Origin of the sequence: Archangium sp. (assembly GCF_036389735.1) — a bacterium.
In the GTDB taxonomy this organism is placed as follows: Bacteria; Myxococcota; Myxococcia; order Myxococcales; family Myxococcaceae; genus Archangium.
In genome coordinates this window covers 1-22664 of record NZ_DASVWK010000343.1, presented here as the reverse complement: position 1 = coordinate 22664, position 22664 = coordinate 1, and the positions used below count along the sequence as shown (strand labels likewise).

General features: G+C 71.3%; 24 protein-coding genes. 10 read left to right on the top strand and 14 right to left on the bottom strand.

The window, feature by feature from the left end:
* Positions 1–13: 13 nt before the first annotated feature.
* The 7 genes from VF794_RS12080 to VF794_RS12050 all read right to left on the bottom strand — a co-directional run bounded on the left by VF794_RS12080 (position 14) and on the right by VF794_RS12050 (position 6542).
* Positions 14–1201 (bottom strand): ABC transporter substrate-binding protein, encoded by a 1188-nt coding sequence (locus tag VF794_RS12080; RefSeq protein ID WP_331109867.1) that lies wholly within the window; start codon positions 1199–1201, stop codon positions 14–16.
* A 27-nt stretch (positions 1202–1228) separates the two neighbouring features.
* Positions 1229–1963: a PspA/IM30 family protein gene (locus tag VF794_RS12075; RefSeq protein WP_331109865.1), complete on the bottom strand. Its 735-nt coding sequence runs from the start codon at positions 1961–1963 to the stop codon at positions 1229–1231.
* A gap of 162 nt (positions 1964–2125) precedes the next feature.
* Positions 2126–3454, bottom strand: a complete 1329-nt coding sequence (locus VF794_RS12070; protein ID WP_331109863.1) for a 5'-deoxyadenosine deaminase — start codon at positions 3452–3454, stop codon at positions 2126–2128.
* A 62-nt stretch (positions 3455–3516) separates the two neighbouring features.
* On the bottom strand, positions 3517–3921 hold the full coding sequence (locus tag VF794_RS12065; protein ID WP_331109861.1) for a cytidine deaminase: 405 nt from the start codon (positions 3919–3921) through the stop codon (positions 3517–3519).
* A complete protein-coding gene (locus tag VF794_RS12060; protein WP_331109859.1) occupies positions 3918–4298 on the bottom strand; it encodes a PilZ domain-containing protein in 381 nt (126 codons plus the stop codon). Before VF794_RS12060 ends, VF794_RS12065 begins: the two co-directional genes overlap by 4 nt.
* Entirely contained in the window at positions 4295–5140 is an 846-nt protein-coding gene (locus tag VF794_RS12055; protein WP_331109857.1) for a purine-nucleoside phosphorylase, read from the bottom strand. Before VF794_RS12055 ends, VF794_RS12060 begins: the two co-directional genes overlap by 4 nt.
* A 97-nt stretch (positions 5141–5237) precedes the next feature.
* Positions 5238–6542, bottom strand: coding sequence for a thymidine phosphorylase (locus VF794_RS12050; protein ID WP_331109856.1), 1305 nt, complete (start codon positions 6540–6542; stop codon positions 5238–5240).
* A 172-nt stretch (positions 6543–6714) separates the two neighbouring features.
* Between VF794_RS12050 and VF794_RS12045 the strand changes: the two genes are divergently transcribed.
* The 4 genes from VF794_RS12045 to VF794_RS12030 all read left to right on the top strand — a co-directional run bounded on the left by VF794_RS12045 (position 6715) and on the right by VF794_RS12030 (position 11114).
* The gene (locus VF794_RS12045; RefSeq protein ID WP_331109869.1) at positions 6715–8178 is read left to right on the top strand and encodes an ABC transporter ATP-binding protein; all 1464 of its coding nucleotides are present in this window, start codon (positions 6715–6717) and stop codon (positions 8176–8178) included.
* Entirely contained in the window at positions 8171–9307 is a 1137-nt protein-coding gene (locus VF794_RS12040) for an ABC transporter permease (protein ID WP_331109854.1), read from the top strand. The genes VF794_RS12045 and VF794_RS12040 overlap by 8 nt, the downstream gene beginning before the upstream one ends.
* A complete protein-coding gene (locus tag VF794_RS12035; protein WP_331109852.1) occupies positions 9300–10229 on the top strand; it encodes an ABC transporter permease in 930 nt (309 codons plus the stop codon). Before VF794_RS12040 ends, VF794_RS12035 begins: the two co-directional genes overlap by 8 nt.
* A gap of 351 nt (positions 10230–10580) precedes the next feature.
* Entirely contained in the window at positions 10581–11114 is a 534-nt protein-coding gene (locus VF794_RS12030) for a sensor histidine kinase (RefSeq protein WP_331109851.1), read from the top strand.
* 24 nt (positions 11115–11138) lie between these two features.
* Here the strand turns inward: VF794_RS12030 and VF794_RS12025 are convergent, their stop codons facing one another.
* The 4 genes from VF794_RS12025 to deoC all read right to left on the bottom strand — a co-directional run bounded on the left by VF794_RS12025 (position 11139) and on the right by deoC (position 14850).
* Positions 11139–11819 carry a hypothetical protein gene (locus VF794_RS12025; RefSeq protein WP_331109849.1) on the bottom strand — a complete coding sequence of 227 codons (681 nt, stop codon included), beginning with the start codon at positions 11817–11819 and terminating at the stop codon, positions 11139–11141.
* Entirely contained in the window at positions 11816–13552 is a 1737-nt protein-coding gene (locus VF794_RS12020; protein ID WP_331109847.1) for a phospho-sugar mutase, read from the bottom strand. Before VF794_RS12020 ends, VF794_RS12025 begins: the two co-directional genes overlap by 4 nt.
* Positions 13553–13627: 75 nt before the next feature.
* Positions 13628–14020, bottom strand: a complete 393-nt coding sequence (locus VF794_RS12015; RefSeq protein WP_331109846.1) for a TraR/DksA family transcriptional regulator — start codon at positions 14018–14020, stop codon at positions 13628–13630.
* Positions 14021–14037: 17 nt separating this feature from the next.
* A complete protein-coding gene (gene deoC, locus VF794_RS12010; protein WP_331109844.1) occupies positions 14038–14850 on the bottom strand; it encodes a deoxyribose-phosphate aldolase in 813 nt (270 codons plus the stop codon).
* A gap of 105 nt (positions 14851–14955) precedes the next feature.
* Here deoC and VF794_RS12005 point away from each other — a divergent pair, with 105 nt between their 5' ends.
* The 3 genes from VF794_RS12005 to VF794_RS11995 are packed head-to-tail and all read left to right on the top strand — an operon-like array spanning position 14956 to position 17720.
* Positions 14956–16131: a ComEC/Rec2 family competence protein gene (locus tag VF794_RS12005; RefSeq protein ID WP_331109842.1), complete on the top strand. Its 1176-nt coding sequence runs from the start codon at positions 14956–14958 to the stop codon at positions 16129–16131.
* Complete coding sequence (locus VF794_RS12000; protein WP_331109840.1) at positions 16128–17468, top strand: ComEC/Rec2 family competence protein; 1341 nt, start codon at positions 16128–16130, stop codon at positions 17466–17468. Before VF794_RS12005 ends, VF794_RS12000 begins: the two co-directional genes overlap by 4 nt.
* 12 nt (positions 17469–17480) lie before the next feature.
* Positions 17481–17720 (top strand): DUF3006 domain-containing protein, encoded by a 240-nt coding sequence (locus VF794_RS11995; protein ID WP_331109839.1) that lies wholly within the window; start codon positions 17481–17483, stop codon positions 17718–17720.
* A gap of 19 nt (positions 17721–17739) precedes the next feature.
* Here the strand turns inward: VF794_RS11995 and VF794_RS11990 are convergent, their stop codons facing one another.
* Both VF794_RS11990 and VF794_RS11985 read right to left on the bottom strand, forming a co-directional pair.
* Positions 17740–18939 (bottom strand): MFS transporter, encoded by a 1200-nt coding sequence (locus tag VF794_RS11990; protein ID WP_331109838.1) that lies wholly within the window; start codon positions 18937–18939, stop codon positions 17740–17742.
* A 12-nt stretch (positions 18940–18951) separates the two neighbouring features.
* Entirely contained in the window at positions 18952–20547 is a 1596-nt protein-coding gene (locus VF794_RS11985) for an AgmX/PglI C-terminal domain-containing protein (protein ID WP_331109836.1), read from the bottom strand.
* A 149-nt stretch (positions 20548–20696) separates the two neighbouring features.
* Here VF794_RS11985 and VF794_RS11980 point away from each other — a divergent pair, with 149 nt between their 5' ends.
* Positions 20697–20984: an FYDLN acid domain-containing protein gene (locus VF794_RS11980; RefSeq protein WP_331109834.1), complete on the top strand. Its 288-nt coding sequence runs from the start codon at positions 20697–20699 to the stop codon at positions 20982–20984.
* Positions 20985–21035: 51 nt separating this feature from the next.
* On the opposite strand, the gene VF794_RS11975 is transcribed toward VF794_RS11980, so the two are convergent.
* A complete protein-coding gene (locus tag VF794_RS11975) occupies positions 21036–21206 on the bottom strand; it encodes a hypothetical protein (protein ID WP_331109832.1) in 171 nt (56 codons plus the stop codon).
* Positions 21207–21389: 183 nt separating this feature from the next.
* Between VF794_RS11975 and VF794_RS11970 the strand changes: the two genes are divergently transcribed.
* Positions 21390–22115 (top strand): zinc ribbon domain-containing protein, encoded by a 726-nt coding sequence (locus VF794_RS11970; protein ID WP_331109830.1) that lies wholly within the window; start codon positions 21390–21392, stop codon positions 22113–22115.
* Positions 22116–22129: 14 nt separating this feature from the next.
* Positions 22130–22664 (top strand): ribonuclease HI family protein (locus tag VF794_RS11965; RefSeq protein WP_331109828.1); only part of this gene is annotated, 535 nt, incomplete at its 3' end.

Below are 22664 nucleotides of genomic sequence, written 5' to 3'. Positions count from 1 at the left end.
CGGGCAGAGGGCTTCAGGGCCCTCGCGCCTCCGACACGTATTTCAGCGCGCCGAGATCGCGGGTGTCCTCGGCCGGCGGAGCGCCCGCCGTGCGCTTGATCTTCTGGTAGAGCGCCGAGGCGCTCTGGAACAGCTCGTCATAGGTGACGGGCGCCTCGCCGGAAAGCCCGAAGAAGGCCCGATTGTCCGCCAGTGTCGCCGGGGGAGCGCTGCGGATGGCCTCGGTGGGGTCTCCCAGGTAGGGGGCCACCTCGCCCAGCAGCCTCGCCGCCGGCCCCGGGTCCTTCAAGACACTGTTGCTGGCGTCCAGCAGTGCCCGAATCACCCGGCGCACCGCGTCCGGGTAGCGCGCGGCGTAGTCGCCCCGGGCTACCAGCACCGTGGCCACCAGGTGCGGCGCGTCCGCCGTGGTGGCCAGCACCGAGCCGCCCCGGTCCCTCGCGGCCAGCTCCACGTCGCCCCACAGCCCGGCCACCGCGTCCGCCCGGCCCTCGCGCAGGGCCCGGCCCGCGTCCAGCGTGGAGGGCAGGTCCACCCACCGCACGTCCGACATGCGCAGGCCCGCACGCGAGAGCGCCCACAGGGCGAAGTAGTACGAGGAGCCCGCGGGGTACACCGCCAGCCGCTTGTCGCGCAGCGAGGCCAGGTCCGGCACGCCTACCGCCGCCAGCGCCTCCTGCCCGCGGCTGCGCCCCACCAGTAGCACCGTGCGCGGCGCCGCGTCCCGAAGCGAGGGCAGCCACGCCGCCAGCCGGTCCACCGAGATGGTGGCCATGTCCACCCCGCCGTGCTCCGCGCCCACGGCGAGCGCCTTGCGCAGCTCGTCCTCGCTGGGGAACACCACCGCGCGCGCGTCCATGGCGTAGCCCAGCTTCAGCACGCCCTGCGCCGCGCCCGGAGGAGCCCCGGGGTTGTCCAACGTGGAGGCTCCCCCGGTGGCCAGCAGCAGCGCCGCCGCCGAGCCGCGCGCGGTGAAGCCGATGAGCGTGGGCCGCAGCGGCACCGAGGCCACATCCGCGACCGGGGCCGCCACACCCGCGGGGAAGTCTCCCGGCGACAGGCGCACCGCCACCTTCGTCGCCGGGAAGAAGCGCGCCTGGAGCCGATCCAGGTACCCCAGCCGCGAGGCCAGCAGGTACCCCAGCCCCAGCAGGCACAGCCCGAGGAACAGGAAGAGGCCGGATCCGCGTCGCAACGCCATCAGAGCGGCCTCCTCCGTCCCATCGGACTACTTGATCTCCACCTTCTTGCCGATCGTCTTCTCGGGGGCACCGCCCACGTCGGAGACCGGCGCGGGGCTGTCCATCCCCATCTCCATCTTCATCTGCTTGACCAGATCCATGGCCTGGAGGCGCTCGGCGTCCTCCTCGATCTGCACCGACTGGTGGTCCACCGACTCGAGCGCCATCTGCATGCGCGCCTCGTTGATGGCGGCCTTCTCGTTCACCTTGCGGAGCATCTCGTCGTGGGTGGCGTCGATGCCGGCCACCTGGAAGGACTCCATGGCGTCGGCCACCTTGGACTGCCACTGGGCCCTGCGCGCGTCGCGGATGGCGTGCATCGCCTCCTGCGTCTTCTTCTCCTTCTCGCGCATGAAGACCTTCTTCAGGTTCAGCGACTTCTCGTACGCCTGCTTCGCCATGGCGAGTTGCTGCTCGTTGCGCTCGAGCCCCGCCTTCTCGGTCTGAAGCTTGGTGGCGTACTGCGCCGCCAGGTCGTCACGACCCGCCTGGATGGCCGCCTTCACCTTGGCCGTCAGCTCGCGGATGTCCTGATTGTACTTGGCGTTTTCCTTCTCCAGGAGCGTCATGTTCGCCCGAACCATGGCGATCGACTCGTTCATCTTCGGGACCTGATCGTTCAGGTCACGAACGTTCTGCTCGAGGATGAGCTCCGGATCCTCGATGGAGGAGACGAAGAAACCAAAGAAGCTGCGCATTGCCCTGTTGAACCGTTTCCACATGGCGGCTGTCTACCTCCTCCAAGACCTCAATCCAGGGGGACCTTACACCATCCCCCCGCCTTTCCACGTCAATGGCGTGAGCTTCTTGCCTACGCTTGACGAAAGGCGGCGATTGCCGGGCACCGGATGGGGCCCCGGAGGTTCGCTCGGAGTGCGAGCGGGTCAGCGGGCCCGGGAGGCGATGCGCGCGGAGTGCTGGTGGGCCTGGGTGGCCACGGACGCCGCGTCCAGGGTGAGCAGCATCCGGTCCTTGAGGACGGGTTTGCCGTCGATGAGCACGTGGACGACGTCCGTGGAGCGGGCGGCGTAGACGAGCGGCGAGAGCACGTCCTGGGGGTCCGAGGGGGTGGAATGCAGGCCGGAGAGGTCCACCACGGTGATGTCCGCGCGCTTGCCCTCCTCCAGCGAGCCTACCTCCGCCTCCAGGCCCAGCGCGCGCGCGCCGCCCAGGGTGGCCATCTCCAGGACGCGCTCGGGGGGCATGCCCCGAGGCCCCACCCGGGGCTTGTGCAGCAGCGCCGCCAGCCGCATCTCCTGGAACATGTCCAGGTTGTTGTTGCAGGGGGCCCCGTCCGCCCCGAGGCACACGGACACCCCGGCATCCAGCAGCTCCGGCACCGGGGCGATGCCCGAGGCCAGCTTGAGGTTGGAGCCCGGGCAGTGGCACACCACCGTGCGCGTGTCCCGCAGCAGGCGCTGCTCCTCCTCGGAGAGCCACACGCAGTGGGCCAGCGTCACGTGGGGGCCGGTGAAGCCCACGTCGTGGAACCAGGCCACGTTGTCCTTGCCGAAGCGCTCGCGCACCACCTGGATTTCGGTGCGGTTCTCGCTGGCGTGGGTGTGGATGCGCACGCCCTTCTCCCGGGCCAGGCGCGCCACCTCCTTCATCAGCTTCTCCGTGCAGGAGAGGATGAAACGGGGCGCGAAGGCGTAGCGCAGCCGGCCTCCCTGGGTGCCGTGCCAGCGCTCCAGCAGCGCGAGGCTCTCCGCGAGCGAGGCCTCCGTGGACTCGTGCAGGCCCAGGGGCACGTCGGGCGCGTCCATCATCGCCTTGCCGCCGGTGAGCCGGAAGCCGCAGTCCCGGGCGGACTCGAAGACGGCGTCGTAGTGGCGCACCGTGCCCATGTCGAGCGCCGCCGTGGCCCCGGACTTGATGAGCTCCGCGAAGGTGAGGTCCGCCGAGGCCCGCATGGAGTCCGCGTCGTGCGCGGCCTCGAAGGGCCAGATGCGCTCGCGCAGCCAGTCCAGCAGTTCCAGCCCGTCCGCGCGGTTGCGGAAGAGCGTCTGGCAGGCGTGCAGGTGCCCGTGGATGAGGCCGGGAAGCACCACCTTGCCGCTGACGTCCAGCACGCGCAGCCCCGCACCCCGCGTACGGATGTTCCGCCCCACCCGGGCGATGCGCCCGTCCTGGATGAGGACGTCGGCCTCCGCGAGCACCTCGCGCTCGCGATTCATGGTGATGACGGTGCCGTTGGTGAGGAGGAGGTCCAAGATCCACCGGGTCTTAACACGGTTCGCCCAGGGGCCTGGAGGCCCCCGGGCGTCCGCGAGGTTCACAGGAAGTCGCTGGTAAAGGCGTGCGGGAGGAGTTCACCGAGGGAGTAGCGCGCCTCGTCCCCCTTGAGGTTGCGGCTGCGCACCGGCATCTCCTTGGGAGCGAACTCCAGCATCACCTGCCGGCACATGCCGCACGGCGGGCACGGAGTGGGCGTGTCCACCACGATGGCCACCGCCACGGGCTTGCTCCGCCCCTGCGACACCCCGGCCGCCAGCGCCCCGCGCTCGGCACACACGGACAGTCCGTAGGAGGAGTTCTCCACGTTGCAGCCCGCCACCACCTCGCCGTCCGCGTAGAGCACCGCCGCGCCCACCGGGAAGCGGGAGTACGGCGCGTGCGCGCGCTCGCGCACCTTCTTGGCAGCCTCGAACAGCTTCTCCCAGGGAATCTCCGCGCTCATGCCCCACCTCCGGGTTTGGACTCCTGAAGCTCGAGCTCGTCGAGGTAGCGGGCGATGCTCAGCTCCGCCTCCATCGGCAGGTCCAGGAAGCGCACGTGCGCGGACGTGCCCCGCGAGCCGTACCCCACGTTGAGCACCTCACCCCGCACCTGGAGCTCTTCCGGGGCGCCCGGCAACTGGATGCGCGCCTCCACCTTCGAGCCCACCGGCAGGGCGGCGCCGAACCAGGCGAAGCCCCCGAGGGAGATGTTGCCCTCCCGGGATTCGAAGTTGTCGGAGGTGTCCGCGCGCCGCACCCGGAGACGCATGGCCACCCGGGGGGATTCACGTCGGTCCTGCTCCAGCCGCTGGTTGGTGTCCTTGGACTGCTCGCTCATGCCTTGCTCGCTCCCGCACGGGCCACCGTGGGTAGGAAGTCCTCGAGGAGCCGGGTGAAGAGGTTCTTCACCCGGTGGGCGGTCTCCGCCACTTCCTCGTGGGTCAGCGGCTTCCCACCAATGCCCGCCGCCAGATTGGTGATGCAGCTCACACCCGCCACGCGCACGCCCATGTGGTTGGCGGCGATGACCTCGGGCACGGTGCTCATGCCCACCGCGTCCACGCCCAGGACTCGCAGCATGCGGATCTCCGCTGGCGTCTCGTAGCACGGGCCGGCGAGGAGGGCGTAGATGCCCCGCTTGAGCTCCACGCCCGTGCGTAGGCCCGACTCCAGCAACTGCTCCTGGAGCACCATCGGGTAGGCCGTGGTCATGTCCGGAAAGCGAGGCCCCAGCCGGTCGTCGTTGGGCCCGGTCAGCGGGTTGTACCCCGAGAGGTTCAGGTGGTCGGTGATGACCATCAGGTCGCCCGGCCGGAAGTCCAGGTTCACCCCGCCCGCGGCGTTGGTCACCACCAGGGTGCGGATGCCGAGCGCGCACAGCACCCGCGCGGGGAAGGCCACCTGCGCCGGGGAGTGGCCCTCGTAGGCATGGACGCGGCCCTGCATGGCCACCACCGGCTCGCCCCGCACGCGGCCCAGCACGAGCCGGCCCGCGTGGCCCGGCACCGACGAGTGGGGGAAGTGGGGCAGCTCCGTGTAGGGGATGATCACCCGATCCTCGAAGCCCTCGGCGAAGTCGCCCAGCCCGCTGCCGAGGATGATGCCCACCTTCGGCGAAAGGGCTCCCGCCCGGGCCCGGATGGCCCCCACTGTCTCATGCACCTGTTCGTAGAGACCCATTCGCCCGCCCATCATACCCACACCCGAGCCCTCCGCACGGGCTCTCGGAGGGCGGCGTGCGATCTCTGAACAGAGGGCTCAGTCTTTTTTACAGCGGCTACTCCAGCCGCTCCACCACCAGCGGGCGGGGCGCGGGCGCCTGGGGCCCGAACTGGTACGCCGCGAGCAGCCGCGCCTTCACCTCCTCCACGGGAGCCGGGTCGTTGTAGTGCACCCGCACCACCGGCTCCCCCGCCTTCACGGGCTCGCCCACCTTGCGCAGCAGGGTGAAGCCCACGGCCGGGTCGATGGGGCTGTCCACCCGCTGCCGCCCCGCCCCCAGCGCCACCGCCGCCAGGCCCACCCCCTCCGTTTCGACGGCGGTAACGAAGCCGTCCCGCGGCGCCACCACGTCCGCCGTGGAGCGTGCCCTGGGCAGCAGCCCGTAGTCGTCGATGGCGCGCGGATCTCCGCCCTGGGCCGAGACGATCTCCTTCAGCTTGATCACCGCGGTCCCGTCCACCACCGCCTGCTGCACCCGCTGGCGCGCCTCGGCGACGGAGGCCGCCTTGCCGCCCAGCATCAGCATCTCCGCGGTGAGCGCCAACGTCACCTCGGTGTAGTCCGCCGGGGCCCGGCCGCGCAGCATCTCCACGGCCTCGATGATCTCCAGCGCGTTGCCCACGGCGCGGCCCAGCGGCTGATCCATGTCCGTGAGCACCGCCGTCACCTTGCGGCCCATCTCCGCGCCGATGCCAATCATCGTCCGGGCCAGGGTGCGCGCGTCCTCCACCGTCTTCATGAAGGCGCCGCTGCCCACCTTCACATCCAGCACCAGCGCGTCGATGCCCTCCGCCAGCTTCTTGCTCATGATGGAGCTGGCGATGAGCGGAATGCAGTCCACCGTGGCCGTCACGTCCCGCAGGGCATAGAGCTTCTTGTCCGCGGGGGCGATGGCGTTCGTCTGGCTGATGAGACAGCAGCCCACCTCGCGCACCAGCCGGCGGTACTCGGACACCGGCACGTCCATCTTGAAGCCGGGAATGGACAGCAGCTTGTCCACCGTCCCGCCGGTGTGTCCCAGGCCCCGGCCGGAGATCATCGGCACCGGCACCCCGCAGGCCGCCGCCAGGGGCGCCAGGCTCACCGACACCTTGTCGCCCACCCCACCCGTGGAGTGCTTGTCCACCTTCACGCCGGGTGTGTCCGACAGGTCCACCACCTCGCCGGACTCGAGCATCGCCCGCGTCCAGGCGCCCAGCTCCACCGCGTCCAGCCCGCGGAAGAACACGGCCATGCACAGCGCGGACATCTGGTAGTCCGGTACCGTCCCCACCGTGTACGCCTCGATGAAGGCGCGAATGTCCTCCGGCGCCAGCCTCTTCCCGTCCCGCTTGGCCTTGATGAGCTCGTAGGGTCTCACGCGCAAGGCCCATAGCAGGAAGGCGGGCAGCCATGCACCGGGAGAAAATCCCGGCGTCGCCCATCCTCCATCCGGTAGTCGTCACCCACCCCCCATCTGATAAAGGTGGACTGCTTTGATCTCCCTCCGGCACATCCACAAGCGCTTCGGCGCCGTGACCGCCCTGGACGACGTGTCGCTGGACATCGGCACCGGGGAAGTGCTCGCCCTGGTGGGCGAGAACGGCGCCGGCAAGTCCACCCTGATGAACGTCCTCTACGGGCTCTACCAGGCCGACACCGGGGAGGTGCGGGTGGGCGACAAGCCCGTGCGCCTGCGCAGCCCCAGGGACGCCATCGCGCGTGGCATCGGCATGGTGCACCAGCACTTCATGCTCGTGCCCACCCTGACGGTGGCGGAGAACGTGGTGCTCGGCCGCGAGCCCTCGCGCTGGGGCCGGATGGACCTCGACCGCGCCCGCGAGGAAGTCGCCGCCACCTGCGAGCGCTTCGGCTTCAAGTTGGACCCGCGCGCCCGGGTGGACACCCTCTCGGTGGGCTCGCAGCAGAAGGTCGAAATCGTGAAGGCGCTGCACCGGGGCGCCCAGGTGCTCATCCTCGACGAGCCCACCGCGGTGCTTACCCCCCAGGAGGCGGATGACCTCTTCCGGGTGGCGCGAGGGCTGGCGGCCGGCGGGCGCACGGTGGTCTTCATCAGCCACAAGCTGCGCGAGGTGCTGAGCGTGGCCGACCGCGTGGCGGTGATGCGGCGCGGGCGACTGGTGGCCGAGGTGCGCGCCGCCAACACCCGCCCCGAGGAGCTGGCCGCGCTGATGGTGGGCGAGTCGCGCGTCCCCCACGCCGAGGCCCAGGCGTACCACCCGACCGGGGGCGCGAAGCTGCTGGAGGCCAAGGAACTCCGGGCCCGAGGGGACGATGAGCGCCCCGCGCTGCGCGGCGTCTCCCTGGAGGTGCGCGCGGGAGAGATCGTCGGCATCGCCGGGGTGGACGGCAACGGCCAACGGGAGCTCGCCGAGGTGCTCACGGGCCTGCGGGCGCTGGAGGGCGGTAGGGGCACCCTGCTGGGCGAGCCGCTCACGGGACTCACGCCCGCCGAGGCACGGAGCCGGGGCGTGGGGCACGTGCCCGAGGACCGGCTGTGGCGCGCGGTGGTGAAGGCCATGAGCGTGGAGGAGAACGTGGCCCTGGGGCGGCAGGCCCGGGCCCCCTTCGCCAAGGGGTGGCAGGTGGACTTCGCGGGCCGACGCGAGCGCACCCGGGCGCTGCTCCAGACGTACGACGTGCGGCCGCCGGACCCCGAGGTGCCGCTCCAGGCGCTCTCGGGCGGCAACCAGCAGAAGGTGGTGGTGGCGCGCGAGCTGGACGCGGCGCCCAAGCTGCTGGTGGTGGTGCAGCCCACGCGCGGCCTGGACATCGGCGCGGTGGCGCAGGTGCAGGCCCGGCTGCGCGAGGCGCGCGACCAGGGCGCTGGCGTGCTGCTCGTCTCGTTGGACCTGGAGGAAGTCCTGGCGCTCTCCGACCGCATCTACGTCTTCTTCGAGGGGCGCATCACCGGCAGCTTCACCCGGCCGGAGTTCGACGAGCGGGAGATCGGCCGGCGGATGCTCGGCACGGGCCAGGAGGTGGCGAATGGGTGACAGGTCGCGCGCGGTGCTCCCCTCCGTCTTCTCCGTGTTCCTCGCCCTGGCGGTGTGCTGGGGGTTCATCGCCGTCACACGCGACGCGGAGACCGCCACCGAGGCCTACCTGCACATGCTCCGGGGTGGCCTGGGCGACTGGGCGGCGTACCTCGATGGCGGCCGCGTCACCCTGCTGACCCGGCCCGTGGGCGAGGCCGCCATCAAGGCCGCCCTGCTCCTGCTCACCGGCCTGTCCGTGGCGGTGGCCTTCAAGGTGGGCCTCTTCAACATCGGCGCCCAGGGGCAGATGCTGGTGGGCGCGCTCTCGGCCGCGGTGGTGGGCGCGCACTTCAAGCTGCCCGCGCTCCTGCACGTGCCGGCGGCGCTGCTCGCGGCCTGCGTGGCGGGAGGCCTGTGGGCGCTCATCGCCGCGGGCCTCAAGCTCACCCGAGGCGTCCACGAGGTCATCTCCACCATCATGCTCAACTGGGTGGCGGTGAGCCTGGTGGACAACTGGCTGGTGGTGGGCCCCCTCCGGGCCGGCGCGGGCACCGTCCTCTCCACCACGGGCACCGCGCAGATCGCCACCAGCGCGCACCTGCCCCGGCTGCTCGGGGACATGTCCCGGCTGCACCTCGGCTTCCCGCTGGCGCTGGCGGTGGCGCTGGCCATCTGGGTGTGGCTCGCGCGGCTGCGCTCGGGCTTCGAGACGCGAGCGGTGGGTCTGGGCGCGGAGGCGGCTCGGGCCGCGGGCATCCCCGTGGGGCGGCGCACCCTGGAGGCCATGGGCCTGGCGGGCGCGCTCGCGGGTCTGGCCGGCGCGGTGCTCGTGCTGGGCACCGAGCTGCGCTACCCGGGCAGCCTGGGCGCTCCCTACGGCTTCGACGGCATCGCCATCTCGCTCATCGGCGGCAACCACCCGCTGGGCGTGGCGCTCTCCGCCCTCTTCTTCGGGGTGCTGCGGGCGGGCGGCACGCGCATGCAGTTGCTCGGCGTCCACAAGAGCTACCCCGAACTCATCCAGGGCCTCGCCCTGCTCTTCGTGGCGGGCCGGCTGGTGTGGCTCGCCCTGCTGCGCCGGCGTCCGCTGGCGCCCATGAATCCCAACAAGCAGCCGGAGCCGAGCCCGGAGGTGCCCCGTGCTTGAAATCCTGGAGGCCCTCCTGTCCTCCACGCTGGAGTACTTCCCGGCGCTCGTCTTCGCCGCGCTCGGGGGCGTGCTCTGCGAGCGCTCCGGCGTGGTGAACGTGGGCATCGAGGGGATGATGCGCGCGGGCGCCTTCTGCGCGGCCGTGGCGGCGCTCACCTTCCCCACGCCCGTGGGCATCCTGGTGGGCATGCTCGCCGGTGCCGCCCTGGCCGCCGTGCATGGCTACCTCTGCATCCGCTGGCGCTCGGACCAGGTGGTGTCCGGCATGGCCATCAACCTCGTGGCGCTCGCCGGGGGCACCTACCTCCTCGAGTCCCTCTACGGGCCCAACGGCACGCCCTCCATCCAGCAGCTCACCCGCTGGCACCTCCCCGGGCTGTCCGAGGTGCCCCTGCTGCGCGCCTTCTCCGGGCACTCGGCCCTCACGTGGCTCGCCCTGGTGCTGCCCTTCGCCTTCCACTGGGTGCTGTACCGCACGCCCCTGGGCCTGCGGCTGCGCGCCGTGGGCGAGAAGCCCCACGCCGTGGCCACCCTGGGCCTGTCCGTGTCGGGGCTGCGCTGGCTCGCCGTGCTGGGCGGCGGCCTCCTCGCGGGCCTGGGCGGGGCCACGCTCTCCACCGCCGTGCTGGACCGCTTCGAGCAGCACACCCCGGCCGGCCTCGGTTTCATGGCCCTGGCCGCCATGGTGTTCGGCCGCTGGACACCCCTGGGCACCTTCCTCGCCTCGCTCTTCTTCGCCGCCGGCAATGCCCTGCGCATCGGCCTGGCCTCCAGCGCCCCTGGCCTCCTGGAGGTGGTGCCCCAGGGCTTCCTGCTCGCCCTGCCCTACCTCCTGACGCTGCTGCTGCTCGCGCTCCAGGGCCAGCGCACCCACGCCCCGGCCGCGCTCGGTACCCCCTACGAGCAGGAGTCCCGCTGACCCGGGTCGTCCTTCTTGCAGGGTGGGTGTGCGGAGACCCGGGTATATCTTGACCGGGATTCAGTTTCGACCCACCCACCATTTTGCAGGCACAGGCGGACGCGGGGTGGACATCCTTTAGAGGACGCTTCAAGGCCCCGGACTTCCAGGAAGACGGCCTGGAGGTCGACCAGGGGGGCGCCCGAGGGGGAGCGAGGTGCTTACGGCATGGGCGTCGCAGGGAGGGCCGCGCTGCGCTGGACGTGCGAGGGCGGCGGGACGGGGTGGAGGGGGAGGAGGTCGGCGTCCTGAAGGAAACGAGGGAAAGCCGACATGAAACCAGACACTGCAAACGAAGCCCGAGGTGACGAGATGAGCGCAGTGGCGCTGGCCTCTTGGCCGAGGCAGATGATGAACATGAGCGGCGAAGGCCCGAGCCACCTCACCCCCGCGGTGACCCTGGACGGCACCGACGTGGAGAACATCGATCTGCACGAGCTGGCGCGGCATGCAGTGGCGCTGCTCCAGGCCACCGGCCACGTGAAGCCGTCCGAGCTGGAGCTGGCGCTGCCGTCCGAGCCGGTGTCCGCTCGGGTGAGCCGACGCCGGCTGGAGCAGGTGCTCTTCCAGCTCCTCGCCCACGCGGTGGCGGCGCAGCGCGGCGAGGCCTCCAGCACGCGGGCCGTCCGGTTGGAGGTGGAGCCGCAGGACGACTTCGGCGACCACGGCCCCGCCTTCCGCGTGCGCTACGCGGACCCCTGCGCCGAGCCCATGCCGGAAGCGGGGCTGGCGATGGTGAGCGAGCGGGCGCGGGCCCTGGGCGGACGCCTCGGGGTGAGGCGCCATGGGCGCACGGGCCTCACCGTCACCGTGGAGCTGCCGGACCAGGGCACCGCGAGCTGGTAGAGCGCGCGGGCCCTGGCGTGGGGACTAGAACCGGTAGGCGAGGCCGAACATGGCCTCCATGGTGAAGCGAGCCCGACCCCGGTAGCGGACGGACTCATAGGGGAAGATGGACGGCCCCATCCGCACGTTGAAGTGGACGGCGAGGTTGCGATCGATGAAGTACTCGAGCCCACCGCCGAAGAGGATGGGGAAGACGGGGCCGCCGCCCGAGCCGAAGATGACGTAGAAGGGGATGTCCATGCCCGCGTTGAGCATGACGGCGCTGCCCACGGGGATGCCCACCGTGAGGCCCACGGGCAGCGTCAGGCCCACGTCGGTGCCGTTCTCGTGGAAGTAGAAGAAGGGCCCGGGAGCGAAGTGCAGCCCCACGTTCACCCGCGGCCCCTGCAGCAGCATCAGCCGCGTCCAGGCCTGCAGCTTCAGCCCCGGCACCACGCTGGTGACGATGCCCTCGCGGCCGTAGTTGAAACTGAACCTGCCGCCGATGTCGAACTTCGACGTGGCCCCGTGCAGCAGCCCCAGCGAGATGCCCGGCCAGCCCACCTGTCCCACGAAGGCGGTGCCGCCCTGCCCCATCGTCTGGCCCGAGAGCACCGACCAGCCCTGGCCCCGGCCGCCATACGAAGCTCCCTCTTCCTGCGCCATCGCGACGCTCGCGAAGCAGAGGACACCCAACAGCACTCCACTCAGGACACTGCGCTTCACGTACCCACCTCCGGCTGCCCCCGCTCACGCGCCAGCGCGATGAAGGCGTCGATGAGCTTGAGGAGCTGGGCCTCCGCCCGGGCGCGCGCGGCCTGCACCGGCTCGCCGGAGCCCAACAGCTCCTTCAGCTCGAAGTAATATTTGATCTTCGGCTCCGTCCCGGATGGCCGGGCCGTCACGCGCCCGCCACCCTCCAGCTCGAAGGCGAGCACGTTGGACGGAGGGAGCTTCTCGCCCTTCTTGTAGTCGAGTACGGACTTCACCGCGCGCTCTCCCACGCGCGGGGGCGGCGAGCGGCGGAAGCCCTCCATGATGCGGGAGATGACCTGCGCGCCCTCGGCGCCCGGGAAGGTGAAGTTGCGCTGCGCGCTCACGTAGAGCCCGAAGCGGCGCTGGATCTCCTCCAGGTAGCCGAGCACCGTCGTCCCGCGCGACTCGCACCAGGCGGCGAGGTCCGCGAACACGATCGCGGCGCCGATGCCGTCCTTGTCCCGGCAGACGGTGCCCACGGTGTAGCCGAGCGCCTCCTCGTAGCCGAAGACGAACTGGGTGCTCTCGGCCTTCTCGCGCTCCAGGGCGCGGTTGGCGATCCATTTGAAGCCGGTGAGCACCTCGTCATAGGCGGCACCCAGCTCGCGGGTGATGTCCCCGAGCTGCGTCGAGGAGACGATGGTGGTGACCACGTGCGGCCGGCCGCGCCTCGTGGGCCCCTGCACCAGCACGTAGTGGCCCAGCAGCACGCCCACCTCGTTGCCGGTGAGCATCCGCAGCGTCCCCGAGCCCTCGCGCGCCATCACCGCCAGCCGGTCCGCGTCGGGGTCGTTGGCGAGCACCAGGTCCGCCTTCACGCGCTCGGCGGTGGCGAGCGACAGGTCCATGGCCCCGGGCTCCTCGGGGTTGGGGAAGCGCACGGTGGGGAAGGCGCCGTCCGGCTGGTGCTGCTCGGCCACCGGGTGGAAGCGGGTGAAGCCCGCGCGCTGGAAGGCGCGCTCGGCCCAGACGCCGCCCACGCCGTGCATGGCGGTATAGACGAGGGAGAGCGACCCCGAGCCCCGCCCGAACACGCGCAGCTTGACGATGGCGTCCAGGTACGCCTCGCCGAGCGAGTCCGGCAGCTCGCGCCACAGCCCGCGCGTGCGCGCCTCGGCGCGGGTGAGCAGCGGCACCTGGTTGGCGGGCTCCACCTGGGCGATGGCCGCGGCGATGCCCTTGTCGTGGGGCGGGATGATCTGAGCGCCGTTGCCCCAGTACACCTTGTAGCCGTTGTACTCGGGAGGGTTGTGGCTGGCCGTCACCATCACCGCCGCGGCGGCGTTGAGGTGCAGGGCGGCGAAGGCGGTGAGCGGCGTGGGCACCACGGAGGGGAAGACGTGCGCGGGAATGCCCTCGGCGGCGAGCACGCAGGCGGTGTCCTCGGCGAGCTCGGCGCTCAGCCGCCGGCCGTCACGGCCCACCACCACGCCCCGGGTGGCGACGTCCGGCACGTGGGCCTTGAGGTAGCGCGCCAGGCCCGCCGTGGTACGGCGCACCACCGCGCGGTTCATCCGGTTGGGCCCCGCGCCCATCACCCCCCGCAGGCCCGCGGTGCCGAACTCGAGGTCGCCCAGGAAGCGGTCCGCCAGGTCCGCCGGGTCTCCATGCGCGAGCACGCCCCGCAGCTCCTCCACGGTGGCGGGGTCCGGGTCCGCCCGCAGCCACGCCTCGGCCTTCGCCTCCAGTCCCGTCGTATCCATGCACCCCTCCTCATATGGCCCCCACGTGTCACGAACGTGGAAAGCCCGTGACCTCTGTTCAGCGATGGGCAGAGGTCAGGTGTAATCGGTGAGCTTGCGTCGGGTAGGACCCCCTTTGGGGGCGTCCTTCTGTCCCTGGCAGGCCACGCAGTACTCCACGTAGGGCATGGCCTCCATGCGGCCCGGGGGAATCTCGTCGCCGCACTCCTCGCACTCGCCGAAGGAGTCCGGGTCGTCGCGCACCTTGCCCAGCGCCTTCACCACGCGCTGGAGCACGCCGTCCATGTTCCGGTTCCGGCTGGAGGCGATGGCCTGCATCATCTCGTTGAGCGGCTGCTCGTCCTCGTCGCCGCCCACGCGCGCCTCGTCCGTGCGGTTGGGCTCGATTCTCATGGGAGCCTTGCCGGTCAGCTCGGCATGGAGCGCCAACAGTTTCTGCTTCAACTTCTCGCGCTGGGCCTCGGTCACGTCCGGCAACCCCGTGGCTAGTACTTCGCGGTGGACCTCTGGCCGGTGACGATGGCCACCGAGGCCGAGGCGCCGAGGCGGTTGGCCCCCGCCTGGATCATCTTCAGGGCGTCGTCCGCCGAGCGGATGCCGCCGGAGGCCTTCACCCCTACGTCCTCGCCCACCACCTGGCGCATGAGGGCGATGTCCTCCACGGTGGCGCCGCCGGTGCTGAAACCGGTGGACGTCTTCACGAAGGCGGCGCCCGCGGCCTTGGACAACACGCAGCCGGCGATCTTCTCGTCCCGGGTGAGCAGGCTCGTCTCGAGGATGACCTTCACCGGGTAGGGCTGGCTGGCCTCCACCACGCGGGCGATGTCCTCGAGCACGAGCGTGTAGTCCCGGGCCTTGAGGGCGCCCAGGGGGATGACCATGTCGATCTCCCGCGCCCCGGCGGCGATGGCCTCGCGGGCCTCGAAGGCCTTGGCGCTGGAGAGCGCGGCGCCCAGGGGAAAGCCCACCACGGCGATGGGCACCGAGCGCGAGCCCGCCAGGACGCCCGCCACCGTGGCCACGTGGGAGGAGTTCACACACACCGTGGCGAAGCCGTGCTCCACCGCCTCGCGGGCCACGCGCAGGATGTCCTCGCGGGTGGCCTCGGGCTTGAGCAGGGTGTGGTCGATGTAGGGCGCCAGGTCGGCGTTGCTCCGCAGGGACTCGGGAGGAATGCGCGCCGTCTGGACGGACGGGGTGCGAGCCCCCTCGTTGCCCGTCCGGCGAGCGAGCGAGCTGCGGCGGACCTGGTCGGCGATCTCCTCGACGACCCGCTGGATGTCTTGGGCCTCGGCCATGGGGCGCGGTGTAGCCCAGACCGGGCCGCTCGGGAAGCACTCGTGAGGGACCGGGAAACGTCAGGCACCCGACGTCCGCCCCATGGGGTAGAGTTGCATTCACCCATGGCTTTCGTGCGGTTCGTCCTCGCCCTCTTCGTCCTGCTCGCCGCCCTTCCGGGCCGGGCGGCCACGCTGCCGCCCCTGACCGTCTACTTCTTCGACGTGGGCCAGGGGGACGCGGCGCTCATCGTCTCGCCCAGCGGCAAGACGGTGCTCATCGACGGGGGCCCGCCCGAGGCGGATGACCGACTGGTGCCTCGCGTGCGCCAGCTCGTGAAGGGCCCGCTGGACCTCGTCATCCTCTCGCACCCGCACCTGGACCACCTGGGAGGACTCGGCAAGGTCATCCAGGCGGTGGGGGTGAGGCGCTACATGGACCCGGGCTTCGACCACGGGAGCGAGGCCTACCGCAAGCTGCTGGACGTGGTGGGCAAGAAGGCGGGCCAGGTGATGACGCCCACGCCCAACCCGAGCTCGCCGGAGACGCTGCTCACCATCGGCCTGGGCGAGGGCGCGACGCTCACCATCCTCTGGCCGCGCTCGCCGCAGGACGCGTTCCTCTCGAACACGCGCTCGGACGTCAACGCCAACTCCATCGTCGCCAAGCTCACCTACGGGAACACGGCGTTCCTCTTCCTGGGTGACTCGGAGCCGGAGACGGAGTCCTTCCTGCTGCGCAAGCCCATCGACTTCACCTCCACCGTGCTGAAGGTGGGCCACCATGGAGGCCGCTACTCGTCCACGGCGCCCTTCCTCGCGGCGGTGAAGCCCCAGGCGGCCGTCATCTCCTGCGGCGCGGGCAATGATTACGGGCACCCCACCGACGAGGCCCTCGAGCGGCTCGGCAACGTGGGCGCGCGCATCTTCCGCACGGATCGCCAGGGCGAGGTGCGGGCGGTGAGCAACGGCAACACCGTCACCCTCACGGCCGAGAAGGGCCAGCGGGCGCCCGTGGTCGTCAACGGTCAGGTGCGCCCTGGCCTCGTCGCCACCGGCCCCATGCCCTCGGGCCGGGTCGTTCCCGCCAAGGGCACGCTGCCCGCGCGCGTGGACGCGACCCCGGCCTCCGGCACCCTCTCCTCCGACGGGGAGCGCTACGTGAGCCTCAAGGGCAGCCAGGTCTTCCACCGTGACGACTGCGCCGCGCTCAAGCGCGCCAAGACGCAGGAGCGCACGCAGTACATGAACCGGACCGCCGCCGCGCGCGAGCGCCGCCCCGCCAAGGATTGCAACCCATGAGCCGCCACGTCCGTCCCCTGCTCGCCCTGCTCGGGGTGCTGCTCGTCGCGTGCGAGCAGAAATCCCCGACCCCGCCTCCCGGACCCCAGCCATCCTCCGCCCTCGCCCGGCGCTACTTCGGCAAGAAGCCCGACGGGAAGCTGCACGTCTACTTCTTCGATGTGGGCCAGGGGGATGCCACCCTCATCATCTCGCCCTCCGGGCGCACGGTGCTCGTCGACGCGGGCCCCGCCACCGCCGGCACGCACCTGGCCAACCGCCTGCCCGAGCTGCTCACCGACAAGCTGGACCTCGTCGTCCTCACCCACCCGCGCCCGGACCACTACAGCGGGCTGGCGGCGGCCGTGGGCGCGGTGGGCGCGCGCAGGCTGCTCGAGCCCCAGCTGCCCAACACCCCCTCGGACTATGACGCGCTGCTCGGCTCGCTCGGGGGACAAGGGGTGGAGATCTTCTCGCCCGCCCCCACCGCTCCCGACGCGCCCCTGCGCCTGCCGCTGGACGACGACACGGAGCTGACCGTTCTCTGGCCCCGCGCGCCCACCGAGCCGCTGCTGGCCGGGGAGTCCGACCCGGAGCTCAACTCCATCGTCCTGCGGCTCACGTACAAGGACACCTCGGTGCTCCTGACGGGGGACGCGCGGGAGAAGACCGAGAGCCATCTGCTCGAGCGCAAGGCCCCGGTGCGCGCCACGCTGCTGAAGGTGGGAGCCCACGGCGCGGACACGGCCTCCAGCGCCGCCTTCCTCGCGGCGGTGCATCCCCGGGCCGCCATCCTCTCCACCGGCGCACGCAACTCCCGGGGCACTCCGGCGCAGTCGGTGATCGAGCGGCTGGAGGCGACCAAGGCCCGCGTCTACCGCACCGACCGCGACGGCGAGGTGCACGCCGTGAGCGACGGCCGGCACTTCACCCTCACCCGGCAGCGGCTCCCCGAGGAGGCACAGCCGGACACCGACAACGTCTTCGCGGACCATGATGACCCCTCGCGCACTGCGGCCAGCGTGCAGCAGGCCTCCGGACGTGTCGTCGCCAAGAAGCCCGAGGCCGGCAAGGTCCCGGTGCAGGCGGGGAAGACGCCGAGCGGTCAGGGCCCGGACATCAACCTGGCGGAGGACTCCGCGCCGACCCCGAAGACGGTCCCGACGGTGAAGCAGACCGAGCGCCCGACTCCGATGGTGAGCGGCAAGACGGTCTACGTCGCCAGCCGCAACCGCAGGCTCTTCCACCTCCCGGAGTGCCTGAACGCCAAGAGGATCAGCCCCAAGAACCGGGTCACCTTCGTCTCCCGGGAAGAGGCGCTCAAGCAGTACGAGCCGGCCAAGGACTGCAAGCCCTGAGAGGGACGCCCCATGCCCAAGGTCACCCTGGACCGATTCGAGGAAGCGCTCGCCGTGCTCATCGTGGACGGGCGCGAGGTGACGCGTCCGCGCGCGGAGCTGCCCCCCGAGGCGCGCGAGGGTGACGTGCTGGACCTGGAGACGCTGAAGGTGGACGCCCAGGCCACCAAGCGCCTGCGCGCCGAGGTGCGCCGGGCGCGCGAGCGGGCCCAGAAGAACAAGACGCCGCCTCCCGGGGACTTCGACCTGTAGCCCCGGAGGCTCCGAGCGTTCAGGCCTGCTCGGGAGGACGGGCGCGCGGCAGCAACACCCCGAGCAGCAGCGCGCTCAGCCCGGCGAGCGCCCCCGCGGTGACGAAGGCGGTGGCGCTCCCCCAGGCCGTCCACAGCGCGCCGAAGAGCAGCCCCGCCACGAGCGACGCGCCGCCGGCCAGCCCGTTGTACAGGCCGAAGGCACGCCCGCGGGCCTCGGCCGGCACCAGCGCGGTGAGCAGCGACTTCTCCGCCCCCTCCGCCATCGCATGGTACAGGCCGTAGATGGCGATGACGGTCATCGTGAGCGGCACCCCGCGCGCCCCCGCGAGCGCGAAGTAGCTCAGCGCGTAGAGGGACCAGCCCGCCAGCACGAGCCGGCTCGCGCCCAGCCGGTCCGCGAGCCGTCCCGCCGGGAAGGACACGGCCGACTTCACCGCCTGGAGCAGCAGCCACGCCAGCGGCAGGAACTCGGCCGGGGCGCCCTCCTCGGTCAGCTTCAGCAGGAGGAAGGCATCGGTGGAGTTGGCCACGCCGAAGAGGGTGACGGGCACGAGGTAGTACGCCAGTCGCCTCGGCACCGGCGCGAGCACGCGGGTGACGCCCGTGGCGGGGACATGCTCCGGGCGTGGGGGCTCGCGCACGAGCAGAATGGCCAGCACCCCGAGCAGGCCCGGCACCGCGGCGATGAAGAACACCTGCTCCACACGCAGGCCGACGGCCACCAGCAACAACGCGGCGAGCGAGCCCACCGCCGCGCCCGCGTGGTCCATGCCCCGGTGGAAGCCGAAGGCCCGGCCCCGGAGGCTCGCATCCACGGAGTGGGCGATGAGCGCATCGCGCGGGCTGGAGCGCACCCCCTTTCCCACCCGGTCGAGCGCGCGGATGGCGATGGGCTGCCACGCCAGGGTGACGAAGGCCATCAGCGGGCGCGTCAGACCGGACACGCCATAGCCCAGCAGCACCATCGGCTTGAGGCGGCGTGCCCGGTCCGCCCAGACACCGGACTGATACTTGAGGACGGAGGACACGAGGTCCGCCAGGCCCTCCATGGTGCCCAGCAGCATGGGGGCCGCGGGAAACCTCGCGGCGAGGAAGGCCGGCAGCAGCGGGAAGATCATGTCGCTGCTGACGTCGGTGAGCAGGCTCACCACGCCGAGCACCCAGACGGTGCGCGGCAGGCGATCCGAGCGAGGAGCGGCGACGTCCGGGTCCGCCATCTCCTCGCTCCACTACATCGACTTGGTGACGACGAGCGGAATCTCGACCTCGACGTCATCCCCCGAGAAGGCGGGGAACACCATGCGCTTGGCCCGGCCCTTGAGGCACTCGCCCAGGGGCGAGCCCTCGAGGTCCTTGCGATCGAAGGACACCTTCTTCACGGAACCGGAGGTGCCCACGGTGGCGGTGATCAGCAGCTTGCTGTCACGCAGCTGCGGGTTCTTGCGCAGTCCCCGCTCGATGCAGGACTTGAAGCCGGTCTGAGACCTGGCCACCACGCGCGCGATGGCCTCCTTCGGCGGGCCCGACTGCTCGGTCGAGTCCGTGGCGGCCACCTCGGTGTTCTCGCGCACCTCGGGGCCCACGTCCTTCTTGTCCCCCTCGGCGTAGAGCGCGGCCGCGTCCGCGTCCTTCGGCGCTCCGCCCTCGGGCTGGGCGGCGGAGTCCGGAGAAGGCGTCTCCGCCTTGGCGGGCTCCTTGGCCTCGGGCTTGGGCGTGGGCGGTGGCGGCGGGGGCGTCTTGGCGCGGCCGAGCATCAGGTCCCTCAGCTCGCCCATGCCCTCGGCCGAGAAGACGGACACGGGCTGCTCCACCGTGCGGCCCTGCTCGTCCACGCGGGTGACGCGCAGCGGCACCACCTGGAGCTCGGTGAGCGCGTACAGCACGCCCACCGGCACCGCCAGCAGCAGGAAGACGAAGAGGGCGATCTTCCAGGCAGGATTGCGCCGGTCCACGCCCGCCTTCTTCACGAAGTGCTGGGTGTTCTCCACCGCGCGATCCTTCTCGGGCTCCTCGCCCAGCGGGGCGAGCGGATCCTCCAGCGAGCCCGCCGCGAAGCCCTGCCCCGCGTCTCCCCCGTCCTGCTGCTCGTGCTGGGGCAGGTCCAGGTCGGAGAAGAGCGCACCGAGCTGCGCGGAGTTGGAGCCGGAGGGCGTCTGCTCGGACTCCTGCTCCCACGGAGCGGACGCCTCCCGCTGCTGCTCGGGCTCGGTCTGCCACGTCGTCTGCGAGGGCGGCGACGGCTCGGGCTGCCACGAGGTGGAGGAGGGTCCCGCCACCACGGTCGCGGGCTCGTCCGCCATGGAAGGCGGCGCGGCATGCACCGGGGCCGGAGGCGCTGGCGGGGCGGCGGACACGAACAAGCTGGCCAGCTCGGGGATGTCCGAGCCGCGCTTCCAGTCCGGCATGCCCTGCTGCCAGAAGTAGCTGCGGGCCGTGACGGAACCCGCGGCCACCAGTTCCTCCAGGGCGCCCTCGTCGAGGGGGCCCTCCTGCTTGCTCTTCACCATCACGAACCAGGGCGAGCGTGTGTCGCGCACCGGCATCGCCCGGGTGGGCTCGTCATCCCAGGACTGCACGGCCGAACTGGCGGAGGCCTGGGGGGACACGGTGGCCACGTTCTCGGCCGCGAGGGAACGGTCCTGCTCGCGCAGGCGCTCCACGTCGGCCAGGGACACGACACGCGTGCTCTCCTCGGTCTCGAGGGGGGGCCCCTCCACCGAGATGACGTTCTGGCAGTTCTTACAGCGCACCTTGACGGTCTTCCCGAGGACTTTATCGTCCGCGATGGAGTACCGCCGCTGACACTTGTTGCAGGAGAAGTTCAATGAGGTGGTCCCGCGCGCGCACACAAGGGCGAGCGGGTAGAATGCTACCGCCAAGGCGGTGGAGTGCAAACCATCGGGTTGACTCCGCCTGCCAGCCCAACTATGAGCCGCACCCCCCTACGCTCTTGACTTGACACAGAAGGTGGCCCATGCCCGCGAAGGACCTCGGGAATAAGTACGTCTGCTTCAAGTGCACCACGAAGTTCTACGACATGAAGAAGCCGGACCCGCTGTGCCCGAAGTGTGGCGCGGATCAGCGTGAGAGCCCTGCTCTCAAGGCGCCGAGCGAAGGCCGGCGTGGTCGGTTGTCCTCCATCCCGAAGGTCATCGAGCCCATCGAGCCCGAGGAGCCGGCAGCGGAGGCCGAGGAGGAGGAGCTGGCCGAGTTCGACGAGGACGAGGAGCCGGCCGCGGAGGCCGAAGAAGAGGACATCTAGGCATCGGCACGAGGGGGGCGCTGCCAGGTGGCGGCGGCCCCCTTCGTCATCTCAGCGCTCCGCCGTGGCTCCACCCAGCTGGTGGAGCGCGCGGCGCAGCTCCTCGTATTGGGCGGGCCCCATGGTCTGCATGCCCTGAGGCCGGAGGGGACCCTGGCCCTTGCCCAACGTCATGGGGCGTACCACCCCACCCCGGGTGCTCGGTCGCTTCTTTGGCTGCATGGGTCGTCCCCCTCGTTGCATCGCAACCACCCTGTAGCAGGCTTCCACCTGGATGGAAACTTTTCGCCCCCGACTATATCCCCGGGGGATGACACGGGCGCCATTTGGGCGTTGGACCCCGTAAACCCTTGTTGATAGAAGGTCGCGGGCCCCGCGGTCGGGCCCCCATTGGAGGCAGCAAACTTGCGGGAGAAACTGAAGGCCCTGGCGGAGCTGCAGAAGGTGGACCTCGAGGTCGCCTCGCTCCGGAAGGCCGCGGATGTGCATCCCCGGCAGCTGGCGGAGCTGGAGCGCGACCTGGGCGCCGCGCGCAGCGCCATCGAGGCCGAGCGGACCCGGGTAGCGGACATCGAGCGGCAGAAGTCCACCCTCGAGCAGAACATCACGGACGAGAAGGACAAGGTGAAGAAGTGGGAGGCGCGGCTCGCCGAGCAGCGTTCCACCCGCGAGTACTCCGCCCTGGCCCGTGAGATCGACATCGCCAAGAAGGCCAACCAGACGATGGCCGAGGAGCTGGTGGAGCTCACCAAGACGCTCGGCGCGGCTCGCGAGGCGGTGAAGGGCAAGGAGGCGGAGTTCGCCGCCCGCCAGGCCCAACTGTCCGCGCGGATGACGGAGCTCAAGGGCAAGCTGAGCCAGGCCGAGGGCCAGGTGAAGACGCTCGAGGGCAAGCGCGCCACGGTGTCCGGAGGGGTGGACGCCACCCTGCTGCGCCGCTACGAGGCGATCCGCAAGAAGAAGCTGCCCGCGATGGTGGGCGTGGTGGCCGGCACGTGCCAGGGCTGCAACATGAACGTGCCGCCGCAGCTCTACAACAACCTGCGCGTGTCGCTGGGCACGGACGTGTGCCCGTCCTGCCACCGCATCATCTACGCCGTCGAGGCGCTCGAGACGCCGGCGGAGAAGTAGTCTCGCCCCCCGCGATGGCTCGGCCGACCGTCGTCGACATCCTCCGCCACCTCGCGCGCGAGGAGCCGCTGTCGGGCACGGTGCGGGCCTTCCCCGGCCTCACCCGGGAGGAGGTCGGTCGGTTGTTGGAGGTCGCCGCCGAGCGACTCGCCACCCTTGCGCCCGAGCCCGCCCGGCTCCCGCCCCCCTCCTCCGAGTCCCACACCGAGCCCAACGCTCCAGCGGAAGCCGCCGAGCGCCTGAGGCTCTTCTCGGACGGAGCGGCCCGAGGCAACCCGGGCCCCGCCGGGGCCGGTGCGGTGCTGATGGACCCCGAGGGCCGCGTGGTGGCCCGGCTCGGCAAGTTCCTCGGCGTCCAGACGAACAACTACGCCGAGTACATGGGCCTGCTCCTGGGCCTGAAGCACGCCCGGGGCCTGGGGGTGAAGGAGCTCGAGGTGCTGGCCGACAGCGAGCTGCTCATCCGCCAGTTGCAGGGCCGCTACCAGGTGAAGAGCGCCACCCTCCGCCCTCTCTACGAGGAGGCGAGCGGGCTGCTGAAGCAGTTCC